This is a genomic window from Roseateles sp. P1_C6 (assembly GCF_056406315.1).
On the sequence record NZ_JBFUAK010000014.1, the window covers coordinates 80,930 to 106,826 of the forward strand.

Below are 25,897 nucleotides of genomic sequence, written 5' to 3' on the forward strand. Positions count from 1 at the left end.
TGGCCCATGCCTGAACCGACCCAACTCCGACTCAGCGACTGGGGCGTGATCCGCGCCCACGGCGCCGATGCCGCTTCCTTCCTGCACAGCCAGCTGACCCAGGACTTCGCCCTGCTGGACCGCGAGCACGCGCGGCTGGCCGGTTTCTGCACGGCCAAGGGCCGACTGCTGGCCACGCTGGTGGGCTGGCGCGGCGGTGAGGACGAGATCCTGCTCGCGCTGCCGGCCGAGACGCTGGCGGCGACGCTGAAGCGCCTGGCCATGTTCGTCATGCGGGCCAAGTGCAAGCTCAGCGACGCCAGCGCGGAGTTCGCGGTCCATGGCCTGCTGGGCGCACCAGCCGCCGCGGCGTGGACGCTGACGCGCGAGGGCGACGCGGTGCAGATCGCGCTGCCAGGTGCGGGCCGGGCGCTGCGCGTGCAGCCCGCGGCCGCGCCCGCACCGGCCGGCGCCGCGATGACGCCCGAGGACTGGGCTTTCGCCGAAGCCGAGGCCGGCATGGCCTGGGTGCGCGGCGCGACCGTCGAGGCCTTCGTGCCGCAGATGATCAATTTCGAGGTGCTGGGCGGCGTGAACTTCAAGAAGGGCTGCTACCCCGGCCAGGAGATCGTCGCGCGCAGCCAGTACCGCGGCACGCTGAAGCGGCGGCTGCAGGTATTCGAGACCGACGCGCCGGCCACGATAGGTCAGGAGCTGTTCAACAGCGCCGACCCCGAACAACCGGCCGGCATCGTGGCCGGCAGCGGCACGCGCGATGGCCGCACGCTGATCGCCGCCGAGATCAAGCTCGCGGCGCTGGACAGCGGCAGCCTGCACCTGGGCAGCGCCGCGGGCGCCACCCTGCAGCCGCGCGCCCTGCCCTACGAGATCCCGCCGCAGGACTGACCGTGCAGCTTTACGTCTACTACCGGGTGGCGTCCGAGAATGTGGACGCGGCGCTCACCGCGTTCCGCAAGGCGCGCGTGGAGGCACCACTGGAGCTGCTGCACCGGCCGGAACCGGATGCCGATGGTCTCTGGACGTGGATGGAGATCTACCCGGCTGGCTGGACCCACCGCGAACCGCAGGTGGCCGCGGCGATGGCGCCCTGGCTGGCCAGCGAGCGCAAGGTCGAGCGCTTCGAGCTGCTCGGCTGACCGCTCCACTACCAGATCGCGTCCCGCAGGAATTCCCAGAAAACACGTCCCCAGCGTGCAGCCGCATACGCAAATGCGACCGGCACAACGGTAAACAGCAGCAGGGTCGAGATCGGCCCCAATCCGCGCAATCCCAGATACACCAGACCGGCAGCGCCGAGGCCGACCAAGAACCCGCATACAGCCCCGACGAGGACAACAAGGCCGTTGGGCTCGGGGTTGGGTAGGAACAGCGGTTCGCCGCGCTCACGCTGATTCGTCACAGCGCTCGCACCATTTCAATGTGCCCGATGCCCGCCTCCTCAAACGGCTGGCCCCGCCGCTGGAACCCGGCGCGCAGATAAAAATTCTCGGCCGACACCTGCGCATGCAGCAGCACCTCACGGTAGCCCTGCTGCCTGGCCTCGCCCATCAGCGCGTCCAGCACCTGGCGGCCGATCTGCGTGCCGCGCATCGCGCGCTGCACGGCCATGCGGCCAATCTTGGCGACGCCGGGCACGTGTTCCAGCATGCGGCCCGTCGCCAGCGGCATGCCGAAGCGGTTGCGCGCCAGCGCGTGCAGGCAGGTGGCATCCGCCGCATCCCATTCCATGTCGGCCGGGATGCCCTGCTCCTCGATGAAGACCTCGCGGCGGATCGCACCAGCGGCGTCGCCCAGCTCTTTCCAGCCCCCCAGCGCCACATCGACGACGGGCTGGCCGGCCTCGAAGCCGTGGATCACGTCGCGCAGCGCATCGGGCAGGCGCTGCGGCGTCTGCGCCACCGCGTCGGCGAACACGTAGACCATGTCGGACTGCACCAGCAGTTGCTCGCCGCGGAACACGGCGCCGTCGACCTTCATGGAGCTGTTGCCGAACTCGCGCACGCGGATGCCGATGTCCAGCCGGTCGTCGTAGCGGGCCGAACCCAGGTAGTCCAGCGTGGCGCGGCGCACGAACAGGTCGCCGCCCAGCATCTTCATCGTCTCGGCGTAGGGCAGCGCCAGCGCGCGCCAGTAGCCGCTGATGGCGGTGTCCAGGTAGGTCAGGTAGTGGCCGTTGAAGACGATGCCCTGGGCGTCGATCTCGGCCCAGCGCACGCGCAGGGGCTCGCGGTGGCGGAAGTCTTGGCGTTTCATGGCTGCAGGTGCTCGCGGATGGCCGCCGCGCAAAAGGCGATGGCGGTGAGGGCTTCGGGCAGGCTGCGGCCCATCTTGATGAAGTCGTGCGTGACGCCGCGCGCCAGCTCCAGCTGCACCGGCACGCCGGCCGCGCGCAGTGTGTCGGCGTAGGCCAGGCCTTCGTCCACCAGCGGATCGGCCTCGGCCAGCAGCACGGCCGCGGGCGCCAGGCCGGCGTGGTCGTCGGCATGCAGCGGCGCAAAGCGCCAGTCGGTGCGCTGCGCTTCGTCAATGTACTGGGCGAAGAACCACTCGATGCTCTTGGCGTCGAGCAGGAAGCCCTCGGCGAAGCGGCGGTGGGAGTCGTGGCCCATGTGGCTGTCGGTGCCGGGCGTGATCAGCAGCTGCAGCGCCAGCGGCAGCCCTTGCTCGCGCGCGAAGAAGGCGCAGCCCGCGGCCAGCGTGCCGCCGGCGCTGTCGCCGCCCACGGCGAGACGGCTGCCGTCCAGGCCCAGCGACGCCGCCTGCTCGTGCAGCCAGGCCAGCCCGGCCCAGGCGTCGTCGACGGCGGCCGGGAAGCGGTGCTCGGGCGCCAGGCGGTAGTCCAGCGCCAGCACGGCGGCGCCGCTGCGCAAGGCCAGTTGCCGGCACAGGCTGTCGTGCGTCTCCAGGTCGCCGATGGTGAAACCGCCGCCGTGCAGGTACAGCAGCACGGGCAGCTTGGCGGTGCTGGGCGCGTAGAGCCGCGCCGGGCGGCCGGCGGCTTCGAGGTCTTCGACACGGGCCAGCGGCGCGCGCGGCAGGTCCAGGATCTCGGCGCCCATGCGGTAGGCGATGCGGGCCTCGCGCGGCGTCAGCGAATGAAACGGCGGGCGATTGGCGCGCTGGATGCGCGTCAGCAGCTCGGCCATGCGGGGCGTGAGCGGGGTGGGTGCGGTCATTGCGGCCGCATTGTCCGCGGCGGCACCCAGGGGTCGCGCAGCGGTGCCTGGAAGGCCGGCTCGGCCGTCGGCATCACGCTGCCCGGCGCCTGCGGCGTGCCGGCGCGGTCGACGGCGACGACCGGCCGCGCGGCCAGTGCGCGGCGCTCGGCGCCCAAGTCGGCGGCGGCGCGCAACGCCAGCGTGTTGGCGAAGAAGGCTTTCAGGTCGGCCAGTTGCGCGGCACGGGTCGCATCGTCCAGATAGCTCATGTGGCCGCCCGCGTAGTTGCGGATCTTCACGCGGCTGGCATCCACGCGGGCCAGGTCGGTCTCGGTCAGGTGGAAGGGCGTGGCCAGGTCGTGGTAGCCGCTGACGGCGAGCACGCGCAGCCGCGCGTTCTGCGCCAGCGCCACCGACAGGTCGGGCAGCGTGTCGGGCAGCGCGAGGCCGCCATGGCCGAAATTCCAGATGTTGATCGCGCTGCTCAGCACCACGTAGGTGGAGGCATTGCGGTAGCCAAGCTGGTCGCGCAAGTGCGTTGCGATGCCTTGGGCAAAGCTGTCGTTGATCCAGGTGCTGGACGGGTCGCCTTCCGCGGCGAGCGCGCTGCCGGTGTTTGCCTTCATGCGGCCGTCGTAGCGGCCGATCAGGCTGCCGCCCACGAGTTGCTGGCGGTAGGCGTCGGCCGAGAGGTTGAGATTGGCCTGCCACTGCGCCGGCGTCAGACCCGTCAGGTCGGCCAGCGGTTGCCACAGCGCGGGCGTCGGTTGATGGTTGTTCAGCCAGGCTTGCAAGGCCGGCGCATAGACCTGGTCGGCGTAGTTGCGTGCCTGGGTGGCCCAGGCATCGAGGTCGGTAGGCACCGGCTGCGTCAGGCGGTGGAAGGCGCCCACGGCCGCGAAGCTGGGAAGGTAGCCGCCGCAGCCTTGGGCCGAGGTGATGCCGCAGTTGCTGTTGTAGTCCATGGCCGGCGACTGCAGCACCAGGCCGTCCAGCATGACGCCGGCCTCCTGCAGCCGCCGCGCCAGCACGGCGGTGCGCGGGCCGCCATAGCTTTCGCCATACAGGTACTTGGGCGAGGCGGCGCGGTTGTTGACCGCGAGGTAGCGCTGGATGAAGTCGCGGAACAGCGCCGCGTCGCTGTCCACGCCCCAGAAGCTGCGGTTGGTGAACGGCGCGATGGCCTGCGAGTAGCCGGTGCCCACCGCGTTGATGAAGACCAGGTCTGTCTGGCCCAGCAGGTGCTGGGCGTTGTCCACCATCGCGAAGGGCCGCGCGGCGGTCGTGTCGGGCACGCCGCTGACCAGGCGCTTGGGGCCGAAGCTGCCCAGCTGCAGCCAGAGCGACGCCGAGCCCGGGCCGCCGTTGTAGAGGAAGGTGACGGGGCGGGTCGCCACGTCGGCGCCGGGCAGCGTGTAGGCGACGTAGAAGACCGAGGCCTGGGCCGCGCCGGTGGCGTCACGCGCGATCAGGTGGCCGGCGATGGCCGTGTAGCTCAGCGTCTGGCCGTTGGCGCTGAGGCTTTGCGTGCTGACCGCGGCGGCCTCGACGGCACCGGGCAGCGACGCGTCGGCGGCCGAGGAATAGACCGTCGTGTCGGTCAGCCCGGGCAGGCTGTCGACCGGCGGCGTGGGCGCGGGCGCCCCGCCCCCTCCCCCGCCGCCACACGCGGCCAGCAGCAGGGACAGCAGCAGGGGTGTGACAGTCGCGCGCATGACGGCAAGTCTAGACAGCCGCCACTACCATGCACAAAGACATTGCGGAGAGCACCATGGCCCAGATCCTCTACCTGACCCGCATCGAGATCGAGTTCGGCGCGGCCAAGCTGCTGCCGGCCGAGTGCGAACGCATCGGCATCCGCCGGCCGCTGGTGGTGACCGACGCCGGCGTGCGCGCGGCGGGCGTGCTGGACGAGGCGCTGGCCGCCTTCGACGTGAAGCCGCCCGTGTTCGACCAGACCCCCGCCAACCCGACCGAGGCCGCCGTGCGCCTGGCCGTGCAGATGTGCAAGGACATGGCCTGCGATGGGCTCATTGCCATCGGCGGCGGCTCCAGCATGGACCTGGCCAAGGGCGTGGCCATTGCCGCCACGCATGAAGGGCCGCTCAAGCGCTGGGCCACCATCGAGGGCGGCGCCGTCAACATCAGCTCGCGCGTGCTGCCGCTGATCGCCGTGCCGACGACCGCCGGCACCGGCAGCGAGGTCGCGCGCGGCGCCATCATCATCGTGGACGACGGTCGCAAGCTGGGCTTCCACAACTGGGAACTGCTGCCCAAGGCCGCCGTCTGCGACCCCGCGCTGACGCTGAAGCTGCCGCCCGCGCTGACGGCCGCGACCGGCATGGACGCCATCGCGCACTGCATCGAGACCTTCCTGGCGCCGGCCTTCAACCCGCCGGCCGACGGCATCGCGCTGGAAGGCCTGCGCCGCGGCTGGGGTGCCATCGAACGCGCCACGCGCGACGGCCAGGACCGCGACGCGCGGCTGGACATGATGCTGGCCAGCGTGCACGGGGCGATGGCCTTCCAGAAGGGCCTGGGCGCCGTGCATTCGTTGAGCCATTCGCTGGGCGGCATCAACCCGCGGCTGCATCACGGCACGCTGAACGCGGTGTTCCTGCCGGCGGTCATCCGCTTCAACGCCGAGGCCGACAGCGTGAAGCGCGAGCGGCGCATGGCCCGCCTGGCCCAGGCCATGGACCTGGCCGGCAACGATGCCGACGCGGTGGCCGACGCCATCGGCGCAATGAACGCCCGGCTGGGCCTGCCGTCCGGCCTGGCCGCGATGGGCGTCGGGCCCGACCTGGACGAGCGCATCATCGAGCACGCGCTGCTGGACCATTGCCACAAGACCAACCCGCGCATCGCCAGCCCCGAGGACTATCGCGCGCTGCTCGCGGCCTCGCGCTGACGACGTTTGCAGGCATCGCCGCGCAGCCTCTTGTGCTGCGTTTGCGCGCCAAGCGTGATCGAAGTCCCTCTTTTGCCCTGCCCGGCCCGGCGCCCGGGCACTAGCATCCCAGGCTGCCCGACGCCCACGAGGCACGGGAGGCCATGAGCGAGGAGATGACGATGAAGCTTTCAATTGGGAACCGGCTGGCGCTGGGATTTGCGCTGGTCCTCGTGCTGGCGGCCTGCGTCATCGCGCTGGCGTCCTGGCGCCTGACTGCCACGGCCGCGGCGACGCGCCAGATGATGGACGAGCCGCTGACCAAGGAACGCCTGATCGCGGACTGGAACCGCAACATCAATGCCGGCGTGCGCCGCACGATCGCGATCGCGAAAAGCTCGGACGCCTCGCTGGTGCCGCTGTTCGCCGAAGACCAGGCGCAATCGACCAAGTCCTCCGGCGAGATGCAGGAAAAGCTCAAGACCCTGATCCGCTCGCCTGAAGAACAGGCGCTGTTCGACGCGGTCGGCAAGGCGCGCCAGGTCTACATCACGTCGCGCGACGAGATCGTCAAGCTGAAGAAGGACGGCCAGGCCGAGGCCGCCGACAAGCTGCTGACCGAGGTCTTCGTGCCCGGCTCCAAGGTCTATCTGCAGCGCATGCAGGATTTCCTCGACCACCAGCGCAAGAGCATCGACCAGACCGCCGCCGACATCGACTCGGCCAACGGCAGCGGCCGCTTGCTGCTGCTGCTGTTCGGCCTGGCCATGCTGGGCCTTGGCGTGGCCGCGGCCTGGCACATCACCCGCAGCATCACCGTGCCGCTGGCCGCTGCCAACGAGCTGGCCGAGCGCGTGGCGGACGGCAACCTGATGCGCTCCGGCGCCGGCATGGCCGCGCGGGCCGACGAGATCGGCCAGCTGCAGACGACGCTGCGCCGCATGCGCGAGACGCTGTCCCAGACCATTGGCGGCATCCGTGATTCGGCCGAGTCCATCAGCACCGCCTCGGCCGAGATCGCCAGCGGCAACCAGGACCTGAGCGCGCGCACCGAGAAGGCGGCCTCCAGCCTGGAACAGACGGCCAGCGCGATGGAACAGCTGACCGGCACCGTGCAGCAGTCCGCCGCGTCGGCCGATCAGGCCAACAAGCTCGCCGTGTCGGCGGCCAGCGTGGCCCAGCGCGGCGGCGAAGTCGTCGGCCACGTGGTGCACACGATGGACGAGATCAACACCAGCTCGCGCAAGATCTCTGACATCATCGGCGTCATCGACGGCATCGCCTTCCAGACCAACATCCTGGCGCTGAACGCGGCCGTCGAGGCGGCGCGCGCCGGCGAACAAGGCCGTGGCTTCGCGGTCGTCGCGAGCGAGGTGCGTTCACTGGCCGGCCGCTCGGCCGATGCCGCCAAGGAGATCAAGAGCCTGATCGGCAGCAGCGTGGAGCGCGTCGAGGCGGGTTCCCGTCTCGTCGCCGAGGCGGGCCGCACGATGGATGAGCTCGTCGGCGCCGTGCAGCGCGTCAAGGACATCATGGGCGAGATCACGACGGCGACCGCCGAGCAGTCGGACGGCATCGCGCAGGTCAACATCGCGATCACGCAGCTCGACCAGGTCACTCAGCAGAACGCGGCGCTGGTGGAGGAGTCGACCGCCGCCGCCGAGAGCCTGCGCGAGCAGGCCTTGACGCTGAACGGCGCCGTCGGCACCTTCCGCGTGTCCGGCTCCTAACGCCGCTCAGTCGCCGCCGCAGCCGGACCCGCAGCTGCTGCCGCCGCTGCAGCCGCCGCCGTCACTGCCGGCATCGCAGCCGCTGTCCGAACTCGAACTGCCGGTGCTGCCGCTGTCGCTCTGACGTCGGCGCAACGCCTCCTGCAGCTCCGCGTCGCTGAGCAGGCCCAGCGCCACCAAGCTGCTGGCCGCGACGGCCGCATGGGTCACCGGCACGCCGCTGGGCCTGCCAAAGCCGTCGATCTGGCGGTGCACCAACGCGCCGCGCTCATGCCGGTAGGCCCAGCCGGTGGGCAGACCCAGCAGGCCGTCCAGTGCGAAGACCAGCGGCAGTTGCGGCCCCAGCAGGCTCTGGCCTTCGCTGCGACAGGCGCCGGCCCAGGTGCGGGCCAGGCTCTCGTCCAGGGGTGCGCCCAGGGCCTCGGCTTCGCGGTGCTCGACGACGCGGCCGAAGTAGCGCTGCTGCCAGTCGGCCAGCCCGGCCGGGTCCGCGCTGAGCCAGACATGCCAGACCGAATCGGCCGCCTTGCTGGGCAGCGCGCACGGCCCCTGGGCCTGCTGCAGGCGGCTGGCCTCGAAGAACTGCGCCAGACCGACCGAGCAACGCAGCCAGGCGCCGTCATCGACGGCCAGGCCGGGAAACTCGTCGGGGGCCTGACTGGCCCAGGCCGCGCGGACGGCGGGCGGGATCTGCTCGGCGGCCACCGTGGCCGGCGGGCAGCGCCGACGCAGTGCCAGGCGCTGCTTGGTCTCGCGGCGCTGGACCCACCAGGTGCCCATGCGGGACACGACACTGAACTTTGTAGTTGTTGTTGTGTTGTTCATGGCCACGAGTGTTTGACACCAATATGACACGACCATGAAAAAAGGCCCACCGAGGTGGGCCATGAAGGTCAGGAGTTGAAGCTGACGATTTAACCGTGCTTGGCGTCGAAGAACTGTTCGTCTTCCGTCGAGCCCTTCAGCGCTGCGGTCGAGGCGTTGGCTTCGATGGTGGTCGTGACGGCGTCGAAGTAACCGGTACCGACTTCGCGCTGGTGCTTGACAGCGGTGAAGCCCTTCTCGGCGGCGGCGAACTCCTTCTCCTGCAACTCGACGAAGGCGCTCATCTGGTTGCGGGCGTAGCCGTGGGCCAGTTCGAACATCGAGTAGTTCAGACTGTGGAAGCCGGCCAGCGTGATGAACTGGAACTTGTAGCCCAGCGCACCCAGCTCGCGCTGGAACTTGGCGATGGTCGCGTCGTCCAGGTTCTTCTTCCAGTTGAACGACGGCGAGCAGTTGTAGGCCAGCAGCTTGCCGGGGAACTTGGCGTGGATGGCATCGGCGAAGGCCTTGGCGAAGGCCAGGTCGGGCTTGCCGGTCTCGCACCAGATCAGGTCGGCGTAAGGCGCATAGGCCAGGCCGCGGCTGATGGCCTGGTCGAGGCCGTTCTTCGTGCGGTAGAAGCCTTCCACCGTGCGCTCGCCGGTGCAGAACGGCTTGTCGTTGTCGTCGATGTCGGCCGTGACGAGGTCGCCGGCTTCGGCATCGGTGCGGGCCACCAGCAGCGTGGGCACGCCCATGGTGTCGGCGGCCAGGCGGGCGGCGACGAGCTTGGCGACGGCTTCACGCGTCGGCACGAGCACCTTGCCGCCCATGTGGCCGCACTTCTTGGCGCTGGCCAGCTGGTCTTCGAAGTGCACGCCCGAGGCGCCGGCTTCGATCATGGCCTTCATCAGTTCGAAGGCGTTCAGCACGCCACCGAAACCGGCTTCCGCGTCGGCCACGATGGGGGCGAAGTAGTCGATGTCGTCCTTGCCTTCGCTCCACTGGATCTCGTCCGCGCGCTTGAAGGTGGCGTTGATCTTCTTGACGACCTTGGGCACCGAGTCCACCGAGTACAGCGACTGGTCGGGGTACATCTCGCCATTGCTGTTGGCGTCGCCCGCGACCTGCCAGCCGGACAGGTAGATGGCCTTCAGGCCGGCCTTGACCTGCTGCATGGCCTGGTTGCCAGTCAGCGCGCCCAGCGCGTTGACGAAGGGCTCGCTGTTCACCAGGCCCCAGAGCTTTTCAGCGCCGCGCTTGGCCAGCGTGTGCTCGATCTCGACGGAGCCGCGCAGGCGGATGACGTCGGCGGCGGTGTAACCGCGGGTGATGCCCTTCCAGCGGGGGTTCTCGGCCCAGTCTTTTTCCAGGGCGGCGATCTGTTGTTCACGGGTCAGGCGGGTCATGGAGGGCTCCTAAAAGACAGTCAGAAACATCGAAAACTGATGCCGCAAGATTAGTCCTTTGCTGCTCGCCATGGGCACTCAAGTCTTATACAAGACAAAAAACATTACCTTTTAAAAACAACAACTTGCGTTTTGATTTTCAAATCACAAAACGCAATTCGCCATAATGAGAAATCTTGCGGCGCCGCAACATGGCGGCATTTCACGATTTGAAAAGTGACTTTCGAATCGTGAGAGCGATCGGTTTGAGAATGTTGGGCATGACTGTGCTGACCACCCCTCGCCTTCGCCTTGAACCGCTGGAGGACCGCCACTTCGACGGTCTGTACCGCCTGAACAGCGACCCCGTCGTCATGCGCTACATCACCGGCCGGCCCGACACGCCCGAGGACACGCAGGCCATGATCGACCGCGTGAAGGCGCGCTGGGCGGAGTTCGGGTACTCCTGGTGGGGATTCATCCGCCAGGACGACGGCGAGCTGATCGGCACCGGCTGCATCCAGCATCTGAACCGCGACCCGGCCGGCCCGCTGGAAACCGGCTGGCGGCTGCGCCAGGACGTCTGGGGCCAGGGCTATGCCAGCGAGGCGGCGCGGCACATGGTGGGCTGGGCGTTCAGGACCTTGAAGCCAGACCTCGTCTGCGCCGTCTGCCAGCCGGAGAACACGCCCTCCTCCGCCGTCATGCAAAAGATAGGCATGCACTTCGTCGGCCTGGGCCGCTGGTACGACATGGACTGCGAGCGCTACGACGTCACAGCCGGCGAATGGGCGGTCAGCGCTGCCCGTGCGCGGGCCGACGCTGAGGCATAGTTCAATTTTTCACCAACCCACGGAGGACCCGATGGCGAACACAGAACAGCGCGGCAACAAGATGGCAAAGAAGCCCAAGAAGGACTCGGGCCCCGGCAAGGCCGCCGGCTCGGACCGCCCCGTCGCGCCGATGACGGCCGTCCTGCCCAAGGGCAAGGAAGCCAAGCTGAAGAACAAGTGAGCCAGCGGTGCTGGCTGGGCTTCACAGGCCGCCAACGAAGTAGCGCTTTAGCCCCGCCAGCACCATCTCGACGGCGATCGCCGTCAGCACCAGGCCCATCAGCTTCTCGATGGCCGACACGACCGAGTCGCCCAGCAGCTTGCGGATGCGGTCGGCCATCACCAGCACGGTGCCCGACACCAGCATGGCCGCGCTGAGCGCGCCAATCCACTCGTAGATTCGATCAGGCTGGCGGGATGCCAGCAGCAGCACCGTCGCCATCGCCGACGGCCCGGCCAGCAGCGGCACGGCGAGCGGAAAAATCAGCGGCTCCTTGCCCGGCTCCAGCCCGTAGGCCGAGTCGCCCGAACTGCCGAAGATCATGCGGATCGCAATGATGATCAGGATGACGCCGCCGGCCACCTCCAGCGAGCGCTCCGACAAGTGCATCACGCGCAGAAAGCCTTCGCCCAGGAACATGAAGGCGAACAGCACGCAGAAGGCAATGCCCACCTCGCGCATGGCCACGCGCGTGCGGCGCTCCTTGGGCACCGCCCGCATGATGGGAATGAAGATGGGCAGGCTGCCGAGCGGGTCGAGGACCAGCAGCAGCAGGATCAGGGCCGAGAGGAAGCTGTGGTCCATCGGCCCGGATTGTCCGCGACCGCTTTAGAAGCGGTAGTGCGCCCGCGCGAAGTAAGACGCGCCATTCAGGCCGAACTGCACGCTGTCGTAGTAGAAGCCGTTGTCGGTCTGGTCGGGATCCTGGCGGGTCGGCTTCACGTTGAAGACGTTGTTGCCGCCCACGCTCAACTTCAGCGCCGGCGTGGCCTGCCAGGTCACGCCCAGATCCATCGAGGTCTTGGGCTTGTAATGCAGATGTAGCCCGTCTTCGAAACTGCCCTGCGTCTGGCTGCCGAAATGGACGACCTTGGCCTCGCCCGTCCAGGCGCCCTGGCTGTACTCAAAGCCCAGCGTCGCCTTGGCACGCGGGCCGCCCTGCTCGAGGAACAGGCGCTCGCGCTCGGACAGCAGCACGTTCTCGAAACCCTTCAGTGATGCCGGCGCGTTGATGCCGGTCACCGTCGTGCGGCTGACGTTCAACGCCAGGAAGGTGGCGAGCTGACCCGCGCCCAGCTTCGTGCGATTGGACGCCGTCAGGTCCAGGCCGCGGGTGCGCGTGTTGACGGAGTTGACGAAGAACTGCGCCTGGCCCACGCCCAGGCCTTGCAGGATGGCGCCCAGGGCCGGGTAGTTGTCGGCGTCGAAACGACCCGTCAGTACGATGCGGTCCTTGATCTTGATCTCGTAGAGGTCGGCCGTGATGGCGGTGTCGGCACTGGGCTTGACGGTGAAGCCGACCGAGAAGTTCTTGGACTTTTCCTGCTTGAGCGCCGGCACGCCGGCGGCGTTGGCCACCGTGCTGCCATTGGGCGCCAACACGACGTCCATGGGCTGGCCGGCAATGAAGTCGGTGAAGGTGGACGAGAAATAGAGCTGCTGCAGGCTGGGTGCGCGGAAGCCCGTGCTGGCAGCGCCACGCAGCAGGAAGGCGTTGCTGATCTTGTAGCTGCCGGCCAGCTTGGCCGTGGTGGTCGAGCCGAAGTCACTGTAGTGCTCGGCGCGCACGGCAGCGTCAAGCGTCAGCGCGGGCGTCAGGTTGGCTTCCCAATCCACGTACAAGGCCTGGCTGCTGCGACTGCGGTTCGTGGCGTCCGACGGGAAGAAGCCCGGGAAGCCCTGGCTGCCAGCATTGCCGCCAAAGCCCACGCCATCCGCGTCAACATAGGAGCCGGGCTCGCCGGCGACGATGTCGTATTTCTCCTTGCGGTACTCGGCACCGAAGGCGATGTTGCTGCCGCCGAGCAGGTCGGGGAAGAAACGGCTGATGTCCAGGTTGGTCGTCGCCTGGCTGAAGCCGAAGCCGCCGGCATCGAAACTGGTCGGGCTGACGCCCTTGCCACCGGCCAGCAAGTCCTTGTTGGCGATGGACGCATTCATCGAGTTGCTGATGTTGTAGCGCAGCTTGTTGGAGCCGTAGGTCTGGGACAGGTCCGTTTCCCAGCCAGCCATGGACGACTTCCAGCCGACGATGAGGTAGCGGTCCTCGACCTTGCCGTTGATGTAGGGCACATAGCCGTTCGGATACATCGCCTCGGAGTTGCGCGAGGGAATGTCCTCGGAACCGACGCCCTCGCGCGCCCACGCGCCAGATGACGCGTCGCGGTTCTGCGCGCCGGCCGTCACGTAGAACTTGCTGTCGCCGGCGATGGGGAACTCGCCGTTCAGGTAGACCGTCTTGTTCTCGACCTTGGTATCGCCGATGGTGCGCAGGCTGCCGGGGTCGGCGCGGTTGGAGCGGCCCCGGTCCTGCCATTCGCCGGTGATGCCCAGCGTGCCGCCGCCGAGCTTGACGCCGCAGTAGGCCGAGGCGAGGTAGTTCTTGCCGTCACCCGCCGAGTACTGGCCATAGCCGGCCACTGCCTCGCAGCCGGCCTTCTTCTTCAGCTGGATGTTGATGACGCCGGCGATGGCGTCCGAGCCGTACTGGGCCGCGGCACCGTCGCGCAGCACCTGCACGTTGTCGATGGCCAGCAGCGGCAGCGAGTTCATGTCCGTGCCCGTCGTGCCGCGGTTGCGCGCGCCGAAGATGTTGACCAGGGCGACGGTGTGGCGGCGCTTGCCGTTGACGAGCACCAGCGTCTGGTCGGACCCCAGGCCGCGCAGCGCGGCGGAGTCGATCAGGTCGGCGCCGTCCGCGCCGGTCTGGCGCGTGGAGTTGAAGGACGGCGACAGGTATTGCAGCGTCTGCGCCAGGTCGAACTGACCACCGCCCTCGGCCACCTTGCCCATGGAGTAGATGTCGACCGGCACCAGCGTTTCGGTGTTGGACGCGGCGGGCAGGCTCTTGCGCGAGCCGACGACGGTGACGCGTTCGAGGCTGCTGGCCTCCTGGGCCAGGGCGGCTGCGGTGCTGAACAGGCTGAGCGCGGCCAGAGCGATCGGCAGCATGCGGGGGGTGGGCATGGGGGGCTCCGTGAACGGGTTTGTGATGGCGGCGGAGTTTGCCCCCGCCCGCACCGCCCGGCGGCGCCGGTGTTGTGGCCCGCAGACAGGTTGAAACCATCGAAACTTTCGAAGCCGCCCTGCAACGCGGCCGGCCGTAAACGCGCTAGCCGCGCGGATGATGCTCGGCGTGCAGCGCCTTGAGGCGCTCGCGCGCCACATGGGTGTAGATCTGCGTCGTCGACAGGTCGGCGTGCCCCAAAAGCAGCTGCACGGCGCGCAGGTCCGCACCATGGTTGAGCAGATGAGTTGCAAACGCATGCCGCAGCGTGTGCGGCGACAGCGGCACCGTGATGCCGGCCGCCAGCGCGTGTCGCTTGATCAAGGTCCAGAACATCTGCCGCGTCATGCCGGCGCCGCGTGCGGTGACGAAGAGGTCGTCGCTGCTCTGCCCGGCCAGGATCTCGCCACGCGCCTCGCGCAGATAGCGGGCCGTCCAGTCGCGTGCATGCTCGCCGAAGGGCACGAGGCGGGCCTTGCTGCCCTTGCCCGTCACGTGCAGCACGGCGTCCTTGAACGCGACATGAGCGCTCTTCAGCGTGACCAGCTCGCTGACGCGCAGGCCGCTGGCGTACATCAGCTCCAGCATCGCGCGGTCGCGCAGGCCCAGGGGGGTGTTGACGTCGGGCGCGGCCAGCAGCGCGCTGACCTGCGCCTCGCTGAGCAGCTTGGGCACACGCAGCGGCTGGCGCGCGGCGGTCAGCTTGAGCGTCGGGTCGGCCTGGATGCGGCCCTCGCGCAGCGCCCAGCGGAAGTAGCGCTTGAACACCGACAGCCGCCGGTTGGCGCTGGTGGCCTTGCCGGCGGGCCGGGCCACCGCGTACTCGAACAGGCGGGCCTCGCTGCAGGTGTCCAGCGCCTGCGGTGCCAGCCAGGTGGCCAGCGCCTGCAGGTCACGCCGGTAGGCCGCCTGCGTGTTGGCGCTCAGGCCGTCTTCCAGCCAGAGCGCCTCGATGAAAGACTCGATCCCGGCGTCAATCAAGTTTCAGCTTTTGCTGGGCCACGACCTTCTTGTAGACCTCGAACTCGGCCGCGATCTGCGCAGCGAACTGCTCGGGCGTGTTGGCCACGATCAGCGAGCCGGTGTCCTCGATGCGCTTCTTCGCGTCCGGGTTCTCCAGCGCCTTGCGCACCGACGCGTTGATCTTGTCGACGATGTCGCGCGGCAGGCCCTTGGGGCCGTGGACACCGTAATAGGCCATGCGGTTGACAGGCTCCAGGCCGACTTCCTTGAACGTCGGCACATTGGGCAGCGAAGCCAGGCGCTGCGGCGCCGCGACGACGATGGGAATGAGGCGCCCGTCCTTGATGAAGGGCAAGGCCGACGGCAGGTTGTCGAAGATCATGGGCACCTGGCCGGCCACCGTGTCGTTCAGCGCCGGGCCGGCGCCGCGGTAGGGGATGTGCAGCACGAACACACCGGCCAGCGTCTTGTACAGCTCCATCTGCAGATGGCCGATGCCACCCGTGCCCGAAGTCGCGTAGCTGTGCTTGGCCGGGTTCTTCTTCAGTTCGGCGACGAAGGACTTGTAGTCCTTGGCCGGGAAGCTGGGGTGCACGGCGATGATGTTGGGCGTCGCCGCCATGTTGATGATGGGCGTGAAGTCGGTCAGCGGGTTGTAGGCGATCTTGGGGTTGATGGCCGGGTTGGCCGCCGTCGTCGACACCGTGGCCACGCCCAGCGTGTAGCCGTCCGGCGCTGCGCGCGAGATCTCGGTCGCACCGACCGTGCCACCGCCACCGGCCTTGTTGTCCACCACCACCGTCTGACCCAGGACGCCCGACATGCGCTCGGAGACGATGCGCGCAATGATGTCGGTCGTGCCGCCAGGCGCGAACGGCACGATGAGGCGCACGGTCTTGCTGGGGTAGGTGTCGCCCCACGACAGCGTGGCCAGCGGGCTCAGGCCCGAGAGTGCGGCGGCTTGGATGACGGAACGGCGTTGCATGAGGTCGGTCTCCTGGGTGTGTGTTGTGGCGCGATGCTAGCCCGGCTGGCCCAGCAGCCCGGCGCGCAGCCGCGCATCGCTGTTGTGCTCGCCGATGAAGACTTTCAGGAAGGCGCTGTAGAAGTCCTGGCCTTTAATGGGCTTGCCCCAGACCTTGCCGTTGACGCTCAGCACCGTGCCGCCCTGCGCGGGCAGGTAGTCGATGACCAGCACGTCCCCCTTCTTCACGCGGCCCACGTCGCTGATCGCGGCGTTGAACTGCTTCACGCGGTCGGCCAGCGCGGCCTTCTCGGCGTCGGTGCTGTTGCGCTGCACGCCCTTGTTGATGGCCTTGACGAACTCCTGCGTCGACACGTCCTTGACCAGCGGGATGACGATGCGCATTTCCAGCCGCTTGGGGCCGGTGTCGGCAAGGATGTCCTCCGGGGCCGTGGCCTTGCGCGGCACGTAGAGGGCGGCCAGATAGAGCGGGTAGATGGCGACCTGGCGCTTGCCGGTGCCATTCAGCGCCAGCGTGTTGCCGCCGAGTTGCAGCGTGTCGGCAAAGTCCTGGCCTTCGTAACGCACCGCCTGGGCGGGAAGGGAAGCAGCCACGGCCAAGGCCAGAACGGCGGCGCGGATCGACAAACTCATGCAGGGGCTCCGTTGGTGAGCGTTGCGGACGATAACGCGCCAGGCAGGGGTGGCGCCGACAAGGCCCATTCAATGTGTTCGGCCACCAGCGCACCCGCCCTCTGCCCCGCCCGCTGCAGCGCGGCACGAAGCGCGGAGTCGTCGCGCAGCCGCAGCGCATTGCCGGCCGCCACGGCCAGGTTGCGCTGCCAGCGCGCGAAGCCGATGCGGCGGATGGCCGAGCCCTCGGTGTGGCGCAGGAAGTGATCCTCGTCCCATGCCAGCAGGTCGGCAATCGGCGTGCCGGCCATGCCCGGGCGCACGTCGAAATCGGCCAGCGTCGCAGGTTGGGCGAACTTGTTCCAGGGGCAGACCAGCTGGCAGTCATCGCAGCCGTAGATGCGGTTGCCCATCAGCGGGCGCAGCTCCACGGGGATGGCGCCGTCATGTTCGATGGTCAGGTAAGAGATGCAACGCCGCGCGTCCACCCGGTAGGGCGCGGTGATGGCAGCCGTCGGGCAGACATCGATGCAGGCACGGCATTCGCCGCAGTGCGCGCTGACAGGCTCGGTCAGCGGCAGGTCCAGGTCGATGAACAGCTCGCCGAGGAAGAACATGGAGCCGGCGTCGCGGTGCAGCGTCAAGGTGTGCTTGCCACGCCAGCCCAGGCCCGAGCGCGCGGCCAGCTCCACTTCCAGCACCGGCGCCGAATCGGTGAAGACGCGGTAGCCGCGCGGACCGACCTCGTCCTGCAACCGCTCGGCCAGCTTCTGCAGTCGCTGGCGCAGCACCTTGTGATAGTCGCGGCCACGGGCATAGATGGAAATCTGCGCCTGCTCAGGCGTGGCCAGGCCGGCCCATTCGACGGCCTGCCAGCCCGGCCCGGTCGACGGCGGCAGGTAGTCCATGCGCGCCGTGATGACGCGCAGCGTGCCCGGCACCAGCTCGGCTGGCCGCGCGCGCTTGAGGCCATGCGAGGCCATGTAGTGCATGCGGCCGTGGTGGCCGGCGTCAAGCCAGGCCTGCAGCCCGGGCTCGGCGCTGCTGAGGTCCACGTCGGCGACGGCGATCTGTGAGAATCCCAGCTCATGCGCCCAGCCGCGCAAACGCGTCAGCAGCGCAGCGGCATCGACAGTGGACGGGACCTCTTGCATTTGTCTGCGATTCTAGAAACCGATCTCCTGTGGCCCGACGAGGCCGCGGCCCAGGCCACCGCCGAACGTCTCGCGGGGGCGCTGCTCCCCTCCCCTGACGCGATCATCGAGCTGCATGGCCCCCTGGGTGCCGGCAAGACGACGTTCACGCGGCTGCTGTTGCGCGCGCTGGGCGTGGAGGGCCGTATCAAGAGCCCGAGCTATGCCGTCATGGAGGTCTACCACCTGCCGGCCGGAGGCACCGCCAGCCATTTCGACTTCTACCGCTTTGGCGACCCGCGCGAGTGGGAGGACGCCGGCTTTCGCGACGTGTTCGCCGCGCCGGGCTTGAAGCTCTGCGAATGGCCCGAGAAGGCCGCCGGCCAGTTGCCCGCGCCCGACCTGCAGCTCTTCATCGAGCTGATGCCAGACGACAGCCGCCGGGTGCGGGCCGTCGGTGTTGCGCGACTCGTGGAGGCCCTGGCATGAAGCGCCGCACCTCCCTGGGCCTGCTGGCGCTGCTGCTGAAGGCGCCCGACACGCTCGCCGCGCCCGCGTCGCCCAGCCAGGCCAGCATCGTCGCCGTGCGCGTCTGGCCCGCGGCCGACTACACGCGCGTGACCATCGAATCCGACCAGCCGCTGGCGGCCAAGCACTTCCTTGTCGACTCGCCGCACCGACTGGTCATCGACGTCGACGGGCTGACGCTGAGCCCCGGGCTGCGCGAGCTGATCGGCAAGGTCAAGGCCGACGACCCCTACATCGCCGGCGTGCGCGTGGGCCAGAACACGCCCACCGTCGTGCGCATCGTGCTGGACCTGAAGCAGCCCGCGGCGCCCGAGATCTTCACGCTGGCGCCGGTCGCGGCGTACAAGCACCGCCTCGTCTTCGACCTGCACCCCAAGGTGGAGGCCGATCCGCTGGTCGCGCTGGTGCGCGAGAACGACAAGCCACCGGCTGCCGCGCGCCGCGCCGAGGCCGCCGCCAGTGCTGTCAACGATGCGCTGGAAGAACTGATCCAGAAGATCGAGCGCCCCGCGCAGCCTTCGCTGCCCCCGCCGCCGGCTCCCGCCACGCCGCCGGTCGCCGCCGCACCCAAGCCGGCACCGGCGCCCGAGCCCAAGCCACCGGCCGCGTCCGTGGACCGCCTCATCGTCATCGCGCTGGACCCCGGCCACGGCGGCGAGGACCCCGGCGCCGTCGGCCCGTCGGGCTTGAAAGAAAAGGACGTCGTGCTGGCCGTGGGCCTGAAGCTGCGTGAGCGGCTCCAGACCAACCCCAACATTCGCGTGCTGATGACGCGCGACGCCGACTTCTTCGTGCCGCTGCAGGACCGCGTGCGCAAGGCGCGCCGCGTGCAGGCCGACCTGTTCGTGTCCATCCACGCCGACGCCTTCTTCACGCCGCAGGCCAAGGGTGCGTCCGTCTTCGTGCTGAGCGACGGCGCGGCGACCAGCGCCGCCGCCCGCTGGATGGCCAACCGCGAGAACGCGGCCGACATGGTCGGCGGCGTCAACGTGGGTGCGGCCACCAAGGACGCCAACGTGCTGCGCGCGCTGCTGGACATGAGCACCACGGCGCAGATCAAGGACAGCCTCAAGTTGGGCGGGGAGGTGCTGGGCCAGATCGGCAAGATCGGCAAGCTGCACAAGGCCAAGGTCGAGCAGGCCGGCTTCGCGGTGCTGAAGGCGCCGGACATCCCCAGCATCCTGGTCGAGACGGCCTTCATCTCCAACCCCGAGGAAGAGAAGAAGCTGCGCGACCCGGACTACCAGGACCAGCTGGTGGACGCGCTGGCGTCGGGCATCGCCAAGTACTTCAGCAAGAACCCGCCGATGGCCAGGAAGCGCAGCACGACGCTGTGACGCCGGCAGCCGCCGGGTCCACCTGTCTGGAGGACGCAGCCGAGCGGCCTGAGCGGCACCGCCAGCCAGCATCACCAGGCCGGCACTTCGTTGACGGCGAGCAGGTCGGCTGCAGATGTCAGCCCGCGCGAGGCACGTGTCCACCACTGCGAAAAGGAATCGCAGCGCCGGTCGACCGGCGGGAACAGCGCCGGCGCGGGCATGCATTCCGCCCAGCGCATCAACCAAGGTGCGAGGTGCGGTTCGGCAATGCTGCGCACGCTGCGCGCGCCATGCAGCGCCGCGCCGACGACCGTGGCGTCGCCGTGCCACGACACCGCCACCAGCTCCCGCATGCGGCTGCCGACGAAGCGCCAGCGGCGCTCGCTCCACGGCCATACGCAATGGAAGTCGGCCAGCCACAGGCCGATCACCACGGTGTCGGCCGGCAGCGTGGCGGGCAGCTCGCCCAGGCACCAGGGATGGACGAGCCAGACGTCGCGGCCGGCGACGGCGGCAGCGTGCGGCGCGGCGGCGCCCAGCATCACAGGCGGTGCCCCGCTGACGCCGGGTTCGACACCGCTGCCGGCGACACCGGACGCGGCCTGAAGCGGCCGATGCTGGCGCGCCAGCCGGTCCAGCGCCTCGTACGAGGTGTCGATGACGCTGCCCGGGCTGTGCCAGGCCGCAGGCGCGTACCGGGCCACGTTCTCGGCATTGAACAGGTAGGGCTTGCGGCTGCCGGTGGCGGCCACCCATTGCCAGCTCAGGTGGTTGCTGGCCAGGTCGCCGTCGAGCAGGTGGGCGTACAGCCAGTCCGCACCGGCGCGCCAATGCACCTGCCGCACGTGCACCACGTAGCTCGCCAGCCACATGCGGGCGTGGTTGTGCAGCATGCCGGTGGCGTACAGCGTGCGCACCGCCTGGTCCACCACCGGCACGCCGGTGCAGGCCTGGCGGATGTCGTCCGGCAGTTCGCGGGCATAGGCCTCGTCGGGCAGCAGGCCGGCGTGCAGCGACTGCAGGATGGCGTCGCCGCGGTGTTGCCAGACATGGCGGAAGTAGGCGCGCCAGCCGAGTTCGTAGACGAACTTGTGCTGCACGTCGAGCGGGTGGCGGGCCGCGACACCGGCCAGCACCTCGGGCAGCGTCACGAAGCCATGCGTCAGGTAGGGCGACAGGCCGGTGACGGCTCCATCGAGCGCGTTGCGGGTGCGCACATAGGCGGCCGGTCGAACGGCGGCGATGCGCGCGCGGGCGGCGGCCAGCGTGGGCGCAAAGGGATCAGCCATGCCCGGCATCCACGCCCACCTCGCCGCGGCGGATGGCAGCGGCGCGCGCCGTCACCGCCAGCCGCTGCTCGTCGCTGAGCCGCGCCACGTTCTTCACCTGCAGCGCCATGCGCGGGTTGCGGGCCAGCGTCGCCTCGTGCCGCATCAGGAAGTCCCAGTACAGCGTCGTGAACGGGCAGGCGAGGTCGCCGCTACGCTGCGCCGGGTCGTACCGGCAGCCCTGGCAGTGCGGGCTCATGCGCTGGATGTACTTGCCGGTGGCGACATAGGGTTTGCTGCCCATCAACCCGCCGTCGCCATACTGGCTCATGCCCAGTGTGTTGGGCAGCTCCACCCATTCGACGGCATCCACGTACACGGCCAGGTACCAGGCATGCACCTGCTGCGGCAGCACGCCCAGCATCAGCGCGAACAAGCCGGTCACCATCAGGCGTTGGATGTGGTTGGCATAGCCGTGCGAGAGCGTCTGCGTCAGCGCGTCGCGCAGGCAGGCCATGTCCGTGCCGCCGGTCCAGTACCAGGGGGGCAGGTCCTCCCGTGCGCCCAGGGCGTTGAGGTCGGCGTAGTCCGGCATGCACGTCCAGTAGATGCCCCGCACGTACTCGCGCCAGCCCAGGATCTGGCGGACGAAGCCCTCGACGCTGGCCAGCGGCGCCAGCCCCGCGTGGTACGCCGCCTCGGCCGCGGCCACCACCTCGCGCGGGTTCAGCAGCTTCAGGTTGAGCGCCGCCGACAGGTGCGAGTGGTACAGCCAGGGGTCGCCCGGCCACATCGCGTCCTGGTAGCGCCCGAACATCGGCAGGCGCTGCGCGATGAAGGCCTGCAGGGCCTGCAGCGCCTGCGCGCGCGTGACCGGCCAGGCGAAGTCGTCCAGGCGGCCTGGGTGGTGCTGGAAGCGGGCATTGACCAGCGCGATGACGTCGCGGGTCATGGCATCGGGCTGGAACGCGGTGCGCGCCGGCACGGCGCCGGGGCCTGCGGCGCCGAAGGCTTCGCGGTTGTCCGCGTCGAAGTTCCACTGCCCGCCCACCGGCTGGCCGTCCCGCATCAGCACGCCATGGCGCTGGCGCTGCTCGCGGTAGAAGTACTCCATGCGCAGCGACTTGCGGCCCTTGGCATGCGCCGCGAACTCGCGCACGGTGCCGAAGAAGTGCCGGTCCTCGCGGATGTCCAGCGGCAGGCCGGCCGAGGCCGCCACGGCCTTGATGGCCTGCAGCACGCGCCAGTCCCCCGGCGCGGTCATCACCAGGCCGGCGGGGCGCAGGCGCTGGATGTCGGCCTGCAACTGCGCCGCCAGCGTGCCGGGGTTGCCGTCGTCGTCCAGCCGGGTGTAGTGCAGCGCACGGCCGGCGCCCCGCAGCGCCAGCGCGAAGTGCCGCATCGCCGCGAGGAACATCGCCGTGCGCGGCTTGCCGGACCAGACATGGGTGGATTCCTCAGCCACCTCGGCCATCCAGACGGCGTCGGTCGCGACGTCGAAGCCGTCAAAGCCGGACGCGTCGAGGTCGAGCTGGTCGCCCAGCACGATGACCAGCGTGCGCAGTTCAGCCACGGCCCGCCCCCTCGCGACGGCAGGCCTCGGAGCAGTACTTCACGTCGGCCCAGGTCCTGGCCCAGCGGCGCCGCCAGGTCATCGCCAGCCCGCAGGCGGCGCAGGGTTTGCTGGGCAGCGCGGCCTTGTTGCCGCGGTAGCCGGGGCCGGCACGCGTCACCACCGCACCTCCTGCCCAGGCGCTGCCTGGCGGGCGGCGGTCTCCAGGCCGGGCCGTGGCGCCTCCTCCGTGGACCGCAGCAGCGCCGCCGTCAGCGACTGGGCCGACATCCAGGCGCCTTCCGCGCCGCTGCCGCCCAGAAAGTCGCCGCACACGCCCAGGCCTTGCGCGGCGTCCCACCAGAACGATTCGCCCGGCGCCGTCAAGCGGGCCTGCGGCAAGGCATAGCGCCAGCGGTGCACGGTGGCGTGCAGCCAGTCCACCGGCCGGCACAGCGTGTCGGCGACCGCAGCCTGCAACTGCTGCTGCACCCACTCCGGTGCCTGCTCCAGGTGCTGGCGGCTCCACCCTGCCCGCGCATGGACGATCCAGTGCGCCTGCCCCGGCACGCGCGCCCGGCCGGGCCGCGCGTCGCTGCGCATCAGCCAGGCCAGCGGCCCCGTGAGCGGCCGGGCCAGGTCCCAGGCGGGAACCGCCGGCTCGGCAGACTCCGCCGCCACGCCCATCAAGGTCCAGCAAGGCTGCATGGGTGCCAGCGCGGCGTGCCGGGCCCAGTCCAGCCGGTGTGCGGCCAGCAGCGGCGCGGCCTGGGCCGGCGGCAGCGCCAGCAGCACCGCGTCGAAAGGTCCGCCCAGACGTTGTCCGCCGGCCTCGACCTGCCAGCCCGGCGCGCTCCAGTGCAGCCGGTCGACAGCGCATGACCAGGTGGTCACCACGCCGACCAGCAGGCGGCGGCACAGCTCGGGGCTGTCGGGCACGGGCACATGGAAACCGGCGGCATCGTCCAACGGCACGCTGCCGGGGGCCAGCGTCGGCCGCCATTCGGCCAGCCAACCGGCCTGCCAGGCCTGATCGATGAAGGCGCGCCAGGGGGCGGCGTGCGCGGTGAGGCCCAGCGCGCCATGGTCCAGCCGCGTGGTGCACGGCTGGCCATCGGCGTCCACCCAGGCCATGCGGCGCGTCGCGAGGCGCCCGCCCGGCCCGCGGGCCTTGTCGAACACCTGCACCGCATGCCCCGCCTGCGCCAGCGCCTGCGCGCACGCCGCCCCGGCGATGCCCGCACCGATGACTGCCAACCGTTGAACCCCGCTGCCTACCATCGCCGCATCGTACGCGTTATCGATTCATTGCGAGTTCATCTTGGTGTAGTTGGGCTTGCAATGCGGATAATCCGCTTCAACCTCGATTCATCGAATGGAATGCCATGCCGCAGCCTCCTGCTTCACCCACCTTGCACCGCAGCGGTGCCGTGGCGCGCATGCTGCGCATGCCCGTGGCGACGCTGCGCAACTGGGAGCGCCGCTACGGGTTGACGCAGACCGCGCTGTCGCCCAGCGGCCAGCGCCTGTACTCGGCCAACGACGTGCGGCGGCTCGCGCTCATCAAGCAGCTGACGGACCTGGGCCACGCCATCGGCGCCCTGGCAGCGCTGGACATGGCACAGCTGCAGCAGGTGGCGGCCACGCACGCCACGACGCTGGCTGCCACGCAAGCTGCCGGCCACGTGGCGCCCGTGGGAAGGCCGGCCGCCCGCGCGCCGCGGCTGCTGGTCATGGGCGCCGCGCTGGGCGCGCGCCTGCGCCGCCCCGGCCTGCTGCGCCATCTGGCGATGGCGGTGGAGCTGCTGGGGCCGTTCGACGATGCGGCGCAGGCCGCGGCGGCCTTGGGTGACGCCCCGGTCGACGCGGTGCTGGCGCACGAGCCGCAGCTGCACGCGGGCTGGCGCAGCGCGTTCGACCGCGCCGCGCCCGCGCTCGCCGGCGTGCCCAAGGCGGTGCTGTACAGCTTCGCGGCCGACGCCGCGTGCGACGCCCTGGCGCGTCAAGGCACCCAGCTGTTGCGCGAGCCGCAGCCCGACGCCGTCGTCGCGCAGTGGCTGCAAGGCCTGCTCGCGGTCCGCCAGGCCGTCGGGCTGTCGGCACCCGCAGCGCCTGCGCTCGCGGCCGCGCCGCCGCGCCGCTGGAGTGACGCCGCGTTGGCCGATTTCGCCGGCCTGTCGTCGACCATCGCCTGCGAGTGCCCGCGCCACGTGGCCGAACTGCTGGTGCAGCTGTCGCACTTCGAGGCCTACAGCGTCCAGTGCGGGCATCGCAGCCCGGCCGACGCTGACCTGCACGCCCACCTGGCCCAGGTCGCCGCAGGTTGCCGCGCCCGCTTCGAAGCCGCGCTGGAACACCTAGCACTTCACGAAGGACTGTTGCTGCCGACCTGAATGGGCCTCCCGCACCAGCCAACGGCACGGGGCGCCCCAGCACAATCGGCCGCTCACATGGAGACCGGACATGACTACGAGCCCGCTGCAACCGTCCGACTTCATTCCCCTGGCCAGCGACGAACGGGGCGACTGCGGGGGCTGTGGCTCTGCGGACCGGCTGGGCTTCCAGTTCGACTACGCCTACCAACCCATCGTTGACGTGGACAAGCACCGCATCTACGCCCATGAAGCGCTGGTGCGCGGACCGCAGGGCGAGGGTGCGATGTCGGTGCTGGGCCAGGTGACCGAAGCCAACCGCTACCGCTTCGACCAGGCCTGCCGCGTCAAGGCGATCAAGACCGCCGCGCAACTGGGCATGACGGAACGTGTCTCCATCAACTTCCTGCCCAACGCGGTCTACAAGCCGGAGGTGTGCATCCGCACGACGCTGGAGGCCGCGCGCACGCATGGCTTCCCGACCGAACGCATCATCTTCGAGGTGACCGAAGGCGAACGCGTCGAGGGCGGGCCCTGGCTGGCGTCCATCCTGCGCGAGTACCGGCGCTGCGGCTTCCTGACCGCCATCGACGACTTTGGCGCCGGCTACGCGGGCCTGACGCTGCTGGCCGATTTCACGCCGGACCTCATCAAGCTGGACATGGCGCTGGTGCGCGGCGTGGACGCCAGCAAGACGCGCCAGGCGATCGCCCGCGGCATGGTGCGCATCTGCGAAGAGCTGGGCATCCAGGTCATCGCCGAAGGCATAGAAACGGCCAGCGAGCGCGACTTCTTCCTGAGCGAGGGCGTGACGCTGATGCAGGGCTATCTGTTCGCGCGGCCGGCGTTCCGCGCGCTGGCACAGGCGCGGGCGATCAACTGGGGCAGCGCGACCACCGCCATTTGACGATCGCTTGACGGCCGGGCTGCTTCAGCCCGCGCTCAGCAGCATTTGCCAGCGCGCGACGCGTAGCGCGCCGCCTGACGCTCGTTGAAGAAGGCCTCGTAGCTCATCGGCGGCCGATCCGGGTGCGTGGCCTGGTGGTGGGCCAGGTAGCTGCCGTAGTCCGGCACGCCCACCATCAGGCGCAGGCTTTGCGTGAGGTAGCGGCCGGCCTGGGCCAGATCGCGCATC

Annotated in this window: 27 protein-coding genes; 10 read left to right on the forward strand and 17 right to left on the reverse strand. The window is 69.7% G+C overall.

Translation table 11 applies throughout. The features are described 5' to 3' along the window. Window positions 1–6 precede the first annotated feature (6 nt). Together ygfZ and AC1D29_RS26930 are read left to right on the forward strand one after the other, a co-directional pair. Window positions 7–885: a CAF17-like 4Fe-4S cluster assembly/insertion protein YgfZ gene (gene ygfZ / locus AC1D29_RS26925; protein WP_477903343.1), complete on the forward strand. Its 879-nt coding sequence runs from the start codon at window positions 7–9 to the stop codon at window positions 883–885. Between the two features lie 2 nt (window positions 886–887). Further along, window positions 888–1,136 (forward strand): DUF4936 family protein, encoded by a 249-nt coding sequence (locus AC1D29_RS26930; protein WP_477903345.1) that lies wholly within the window; start codon window positions 888–890, stop codon window positions 1,134–1,136. An 8-nt stretch (window positions 1,137–1,144) separates the two neighbouring features. On the opposite strand, the gene AC1D29_RS26935 is transcribed toward AC1D29_RS26930, so the two are convergent. The 4 genes from AC1D29_RS26935 to AC1D29_RS26950 are packed head-to-tail and all read right to left on the reverse strand — an operon-like array spanning window position 1,145 to window position 4,873. After that, window positions 1,145–1,399 carry a hypothetical protein gene (locus AC1D29_RS26935; RefSeq protein WP_477903347.1) on the reverse strand — a complete coding sequence of 85 codons (255 nt, stop codon included), beginning with the start codon at window positions 1,397–1,399 and terminating at the stop codon, window positions 1,145–1,147. Further along, entirely contained in the window at window positions 1,396–2,253 is an 858-nt protein-coding gene (locus AC1D29_RS26940; RefSeq protein ID WP_477903349.1) for a YbgC/FadM family acyl-CoA thioesterase, read from the reverse strand. Before AC1D29_RS26940 ends, AC1D29_RS26935 begins: the two co-directional genes overlap by 4 nt. After that, a complete protein-coding gene (locus AC1D29_RS26945; RefSeq protein WP_477903351.1) occupies window positions 2,250–3,176 on the reverse strand; it encodes an alpha/beta hydrolase in 927 nt (308 codons plus the stop codon). The genes AC1D29_RS26940 and AC1D29_RS26945 overlap by 4 nt, the downstream gene beginning before the upstream one ends. After that, window positions 3,173–4,873: a S10 family peptidase gene (locus AC1D29_RS26950; protein ID WP_477903353.1), complete on the reverse strand. Its 1,701-nt coding sequence runs from the start codon at window positions 4,871–4,873 to the stop codon at window positions 3,173–3,175. Before AC1D29_RS26950 ends, AC1D29_RS26945 begins: the two co-directional genes overlap by 4 nt. Before the next feature lie 56 nt (window positions 4,874–4,929). Here AC1D29_RS26950 and AC1D29_RS26955 point away from each other — a divergent pair, with 56 nt between their 5' ends. Further along, complete coding sequence (locus tag AC1D29_RS26955; protein ID WP_477903355.1) at window positions 4,930–6,069, forward strand: iron-containing alcohol dehydrogenase; 1,140 nt, start codon at window positions 4,930–4,932, stop codon at window positions 6,067–6,069. A gap of 161 nt (window positions 6,070–6,230) precedes the next feature. Continuing rightward, window positions 6,231–7,778, forward strand: a complete 1,548-nt coding sequence (locus AC1D29_RS26960) for a methyl-accepting chemotaxis protein (RefSeq protein ID WP_477903357.1) — start codon at window positions 6,231–6,233, stop codon at window positions 7,776–7,778. A gap of 6 nt (window positions 7,779–7,784) precedes the next feature. On the opposite strand, the gene AC1D29_RS26965 is transcribed toward AC1D29_RS26960, so the two are convergent. Together AC1D29_RS26965 and aceA are read right to left on the reverse strand one after the other, a co-directional pair. Continuing rightward, window positions 7,785–8,558, reverse strand: coding sequence for a hypothetical protein (locus tag AC1D29_RS26965; RefSeq protein ID WP_477903359.1), 774 nt, complete (start codon window positions 8,556–8,558; stop codon window positions 7,785–7,787). 134 nt (window positions 8,559–8,692) lie between these two features. Then, window positions 8,693–9,991, reverse strand: a complete 1,299-nt coding sequence (aceA, locus tag AC1D29_RS26970) for an isocitrate lyase (RefSeq protein ID WP_477903361.1) — start codon at window positions 9,989–9,991, stop codon at window positions 8,693–8,695. Window positions 9,992–10,251: 260 nt separating this feature from the next. Between aceA and AC1D29_RS26975 the strand changes: the two genes are divergently transcribed. Both AC1D29_RS26975 and AC1D29_RS26980 read left to right on the forward strand, forming a co-directional pair. Next, window positions 10,252–10,803 carry a GNAT family N-acetyltransferase gene (locus AC1D29_RS26975; protein ID WP_477903363.1) on the forward strand — a complete coding sequence of 184 codons (552 nt, stop codon included), beginning with the start codon at window positions 10,252–10,254 and terminating at the stop codon, window positions 10,801–10,803. 31 nt (window positions 10,804–10,834) lie between these two features. Then, complete coding sequence (locus tag AC1D29_RS26980; protein WP_477903365.1) at window positions 10,835–10,984, forward strand: hypothetical protein; 150 nt, start codon at window positions 10,835–10,837, stop codon at window positions 10,982–10,984. A gap of 21 nt (window positions 10,985–11,005) precedes the next feature. On the opposite strand, the gene AC1D29_RS26985 is transcribed toward AC1D29_RS26980, so the two are convergent. From AC1D29_RS26985 to queG, 6 genes are all read right to left on the reverse strand, one after another. Beyond that, window positions 11,006–11,608: a MarC family protein gene (locus tag AC1D29_RS26985; protein ID WP_477903367.1), complete on the reverse strand. Its 603-nt coding sequence runs from the start codon at window positions 11,606–11,608 to the stop codon at window positions 11,006–11,008. Between the two features lie 24 nt (window positions 11,609–11,632). After that, on the reverse strand, window positions 11,633–13,990 hold the full coding sequence (locus AC1D29_RS26990) for a TonB-dependent receptor plug domain-containing protein (RefSeq protein WP_477903369.1): 2,358 nt from the start codon (window positions 13,988–13,990) through the stop codon (window positions 11,633–11,635). A 145-nt stretch (window positions 13,991–14,135) separates the two neighbouring features. Next, a complete protein-coding gene (xerD, locus tag AC1D29_RS26995) occupies window positions 14,136–15,011 on the reverse strand; it encodes a site-specific tyrosine recombinase XerD (RefSeq protein WP_477903371.1) in 876 nt (291 codons plus the stop codon). Then, window positions 15,004–15,978 (reverse strand): tripartite tricarboxylate transporter substrate binding protein BugE, encoded by a 975-nt coding sequence (locus tag AC1D29_RS27000; protein ID WP_477903373.1) that lies wholly within the window; start codon window positions 15,976–15,978, stop codon window positions 15,004–15,006. Before AC1D29_RS27000 ends, xerD begins: the two co-directional genes overlap by 8 nt. 36 nt (window positions 15,979–16,014) lie before the next feature. After that, window positions 16,015–16,611: a chalcone isomerase family protein gene (locus AC1D29_RS27005; protein WP_477903375.1), complete on the reverse strand. Its 597-nt coding sequence runs from the start codon at window positions 16,609–16,611 to the stop codon at window positions 16,015–16,017. Further along, window positions 16,608–17,744 (reverse strand): tRNA epoxyqueuosine(34) reductase QueG, encoded by a 1,137-nt coding sequence (gene queG, locus AC1D29_RS27010; protein WP_477903377.1) that lies wholly within the window; start codon window positions 17,742–17,744, stop codon window positions 16,608–16,610. The genes AC1D29_RS27005 and queG overlap by 4 nt, the downstream gene beginning before the upstream one ends. On the opposite strand from queG, the gene tsaE reads away from it, so the two are divergent. Together tsaE and AC1D29_RS27020 are read left to right on the forward strand one after the other, a co-directional pair. Beyond that, complete coding sequence (tsaE, locus tag AC1D29_RS27015; protein ID WP_477903379.1) at window positions 17,745–18,212, forward strand: tRNA (adenosine(37)-N6)-threonylcarbamoyltransferase complex ATPase subunit type 1 TsaE; 468 nt, start codon at window positions 17,745–17,747, stop codon at window positions 18,210–18,212. Beyond that, on the forward strand, window positions 18,209–19,588 hold the full coding sequence (locus tag AC1D29_RS27020; RefSeq protein ID WP_477903381.1) for an N-acetylmuramoyl-L-alanine amidase: 1,380 nt from the start codon (window positions 18,209–18,211) through the stop codon (window positions 19,586–19,588). Before tsaE ends, AC1D29_RS27020 begins: the two co-directional genes overlap by 4 nt. A 71-nt stretch (window positions 19,589–19,659) precedes the next feature. Here the strand turns inward: AC1D29_RS27020 and AC1D29_RS27025 are convergent, their stop codons facing one another. Genes AC1D29_RS27025 through AC1D29_RS27040 form a run of 4 tightly spaced genes read right to left on the reverse strand, consistent with a single transcriptional unit; the run spans window position 19,660 to window position 23,647 of the window. Beyond that, entirely contained in the window at window positions 19,660–20,859 is a 1,200-nt protein-coding gene (locus AC1D29_RS27025) for an FAD-binding domain-containing protein (RefSeq protein WP_477903383.1), read from the reverse strand. Next, window positions 20,852–22,411 (reverse strand): cryptochrome/photolyase family protein, encoded by a 1,560-nt coding sequence (locus AC1D29_RS27030; protein ID WP_477903385.1) that lies wholly within the window; start codon window positions 22,409–22,411, stop codon window positions 20,852–20,854. Before AC1D29_RS27030 ends, AC1D29_RS27025 begins: the two co-directional genes overlap by 8 nt. Further along, window positions 22,404–22,571 (reverse strand): DUF2256 domain-containing protein, encoded by a 168-nt coding sequence (locus AC1D29_RS27035; protein WP_477903387.1) that lies wholly within the window; start codon window positions 22,569–22,571, stop codon window positions 22,404–22,406. The genes AC1D29_RS27030 and AC1D29_RS27035 overlap by 8 nt, the downstream gene beginning before the upstream one ends. Continuing rightward, complete coding sequence (locus tag AC1D29_RS27040; RefSeq protein ID WP_477903389.1) at window positions 22,568–23,647, reverse strand: NAD(P)/FAD-dependent oxidoreductase; 1,080 nt, start codon at window positions 23,645–23,647, stop codon at window positions 22,568–22,570. The genes AC1D29_RS27035 and AC1D29_RS27040 overlap by 4 nt, the downstream gene beginning before the upstream one ends. Before the next feature lie 128 nt (window positions 23,648–23,775). Between AC1D29_RS27040 and AC1D29_RS27045 the strand changes: the two genes are divergently transcribed. Together AC1D29_RS27045 and AC1D29_RS27050 are read left to right on the forward strand one after the other, a co-directional pair. After that, window positions 23,776–24,783, forward strand: a complete 1,008-nt coding sequence (locus AC1D29_RS27045; RefSeq protein ID WP_477903391.1) for a MerR family transcriptional regulator — start codon at window positions 23,776–23,778, stop codon at window positions 24,781–24,783. A 70-nt stretch (window positions 24,784–24,853) separates the two neighbouring features. Further along, window positions 24,854–25,669, forward strand: a complete 816-nt coding sequence (locus tag AC1D29_RS27050; protein WP_477903393.1) for an EAL domain-containing protein — start codon at window positions 24,854–24,856, stop codon at window positions 25,667–25,669. A gap of 35 nt (window positions 25,670–25,704) precedes the next feature. Here the strand turns inward: AC1D29_RS27050 and AC1D29_RS27055 are convergent, their stop codons facing one another. Continuing rightward, a complete protein-coding gene (locus AC1D29_RS27055) occupies window positions 25,705–25,896 on the reverse strand; it encodes a YbdD/YjiX family protein (RefSeq protein ID WP_477903395.1) in 192 nt (63 codons plus the stop codon). Window position 25,897 lies beyond the last annotated feature (1 nt).

Bases quoted from the DNA above. Each gene is read 5' to 3' on its own strand.
- ygfZ (WP_477903343.1), top strand. From the start codon at position 7: ATGCCTGAACCGACCCAACTCCGACTCAGCGACTGGGGCGTGATCCGC.
- AC1D29_RS26940 (WP_477903349.1), bottom strand. From the start codon at position 2,253: ATGAAACGCCAAGACTTCCGCCACCGCGAGCCCCTGCGCGTGCGCTGG.
- AC1D29_RS26945 (WP_477903351.1), bottom strand. From the start codon at position 3,176: ATGACCGCACCCACCCCGCTCACGCCCCGCATGGCCGAGCTGCTGACG.
- AC1D29_RS26950 (WP_477903353.1), bottom strand. From the start codon at position 4,873: ATGCGCGCGACTGTCACACCCCTGCTGCTGTCCCTGCTGCTGGCCGCG.
- AC1D29_RS26955 (WP_477903355.1), top strand. From the start codon at position 4,930: ATGGCCCAGATCCTCTACCTGACCCGCATCGAGATCGAGTTCGGCGCG.
- AC1D29_RS26960 (WP_477903357.1), top strand. From the start codon at position 6,231: ATGAAGCTTTCAATTGGGAACCGGCTGGCGCTGGGATTTGCGCTGGTC.
- AC1D29_RS26965 (WP_477903359.1), bottom strand. From the start codon at position 8,558: ATGGGCACCTGGTGGGTCCAGCGCCGCGAGACCAAGCAGCGCCTGGCA.
- aceA (WP_477903361.1), bottom strand. From the start codon at position 9,991: ATGACCCGCCTGACCCGTGAACAACAGATCGCCGCCCTGGAAAAAGAC.
- AC1D29_RS26975 (WP_477903363.1), top strand. From the start codon at position 10,252: ATGACTGTGCTGACCACCCCTCGCCTTCGCCTTGAACCGCTGGAGGAC.
- AC1D29_RS26980 (WP_477903365.1), top strand. From the start codon at position 10,835: ATGGCGAACACAGAACAGCGCGGCAACAAGATGGCAAAGAAGCCCAAG.
- AC1D29_RS26985 (WP_477903367.1), bottom strand. From the start codon at position 11,608: ATGGACCACAGCTTCCTCTCGGCCCTGATCCTGCTGCTGCTGGTCCTC.
- AC1D29_RS26990 (WP_477903369.1), bottom strand. From the start codon at position 13,990: ATGCCCACCCCCCGCATGCTGCCGATCGCTCTGGCCGCGCTCAGCCTG.
- AC1D29_RS27000 (WP_477903373.1), bottom strand. From the start codon at position 15,978: ATGCAACGCCGTTCCGTCATCCAAGCCGCCGCACTCTCGGGCCTGAGC.
- AC1D29_RS27005 (WP_477903375.1), bottom strand. From the start codon at position 16,611: ATGAGTTTGTCGATCCGCGCCGCCGTTCTGGCCTTGGCCGTGGCTGCT.
- queG (WP_477903377.1), bottom strand. From the start codon at position 17,744: ATGCAAGAGGTCCCGTCCACTGTCGATGCCGCTGCGCTGCTGACGCGT.
- AC1D29_RS27020 (WP_477903381.1), top strand. From the start codon at position 18,209: ATGAAGCGCCGCACCTCCCTGGGCCTGCTGGCGCTGCTGCTGAAGGCG.
- AC1D29_RS27025 (WP_477903383.1), bottom strand. From the start codon at position 20,859: ATGGCTGATCCCTTTGCGCCCACGCTGGCCGCCGCCCGCGCGCGCATC.
- AC1D29_RS27045 (WP_477903391.1), top strand. From the start codon at position 23,776: ATGCCGCAGCCTCCTGCTTCACCCACCTTGCACCGCAGCGGTGCCGTG.
- AC1D29_RS27050 (WP_477903393.1), top strand. From the start codon at position 24,854: ATGACTACGAGCCCGCTGCAACCGTCCGACTTCATTCCCCTGGCCAGC.
- AC1D29_RS27055 (WP_477903395.1), bottom strand. From the start codon at position 25,896: ATGCGCGATCTGGCCCAGGCCGGCCGCTACCTCACGCAAAGCCTGCGC.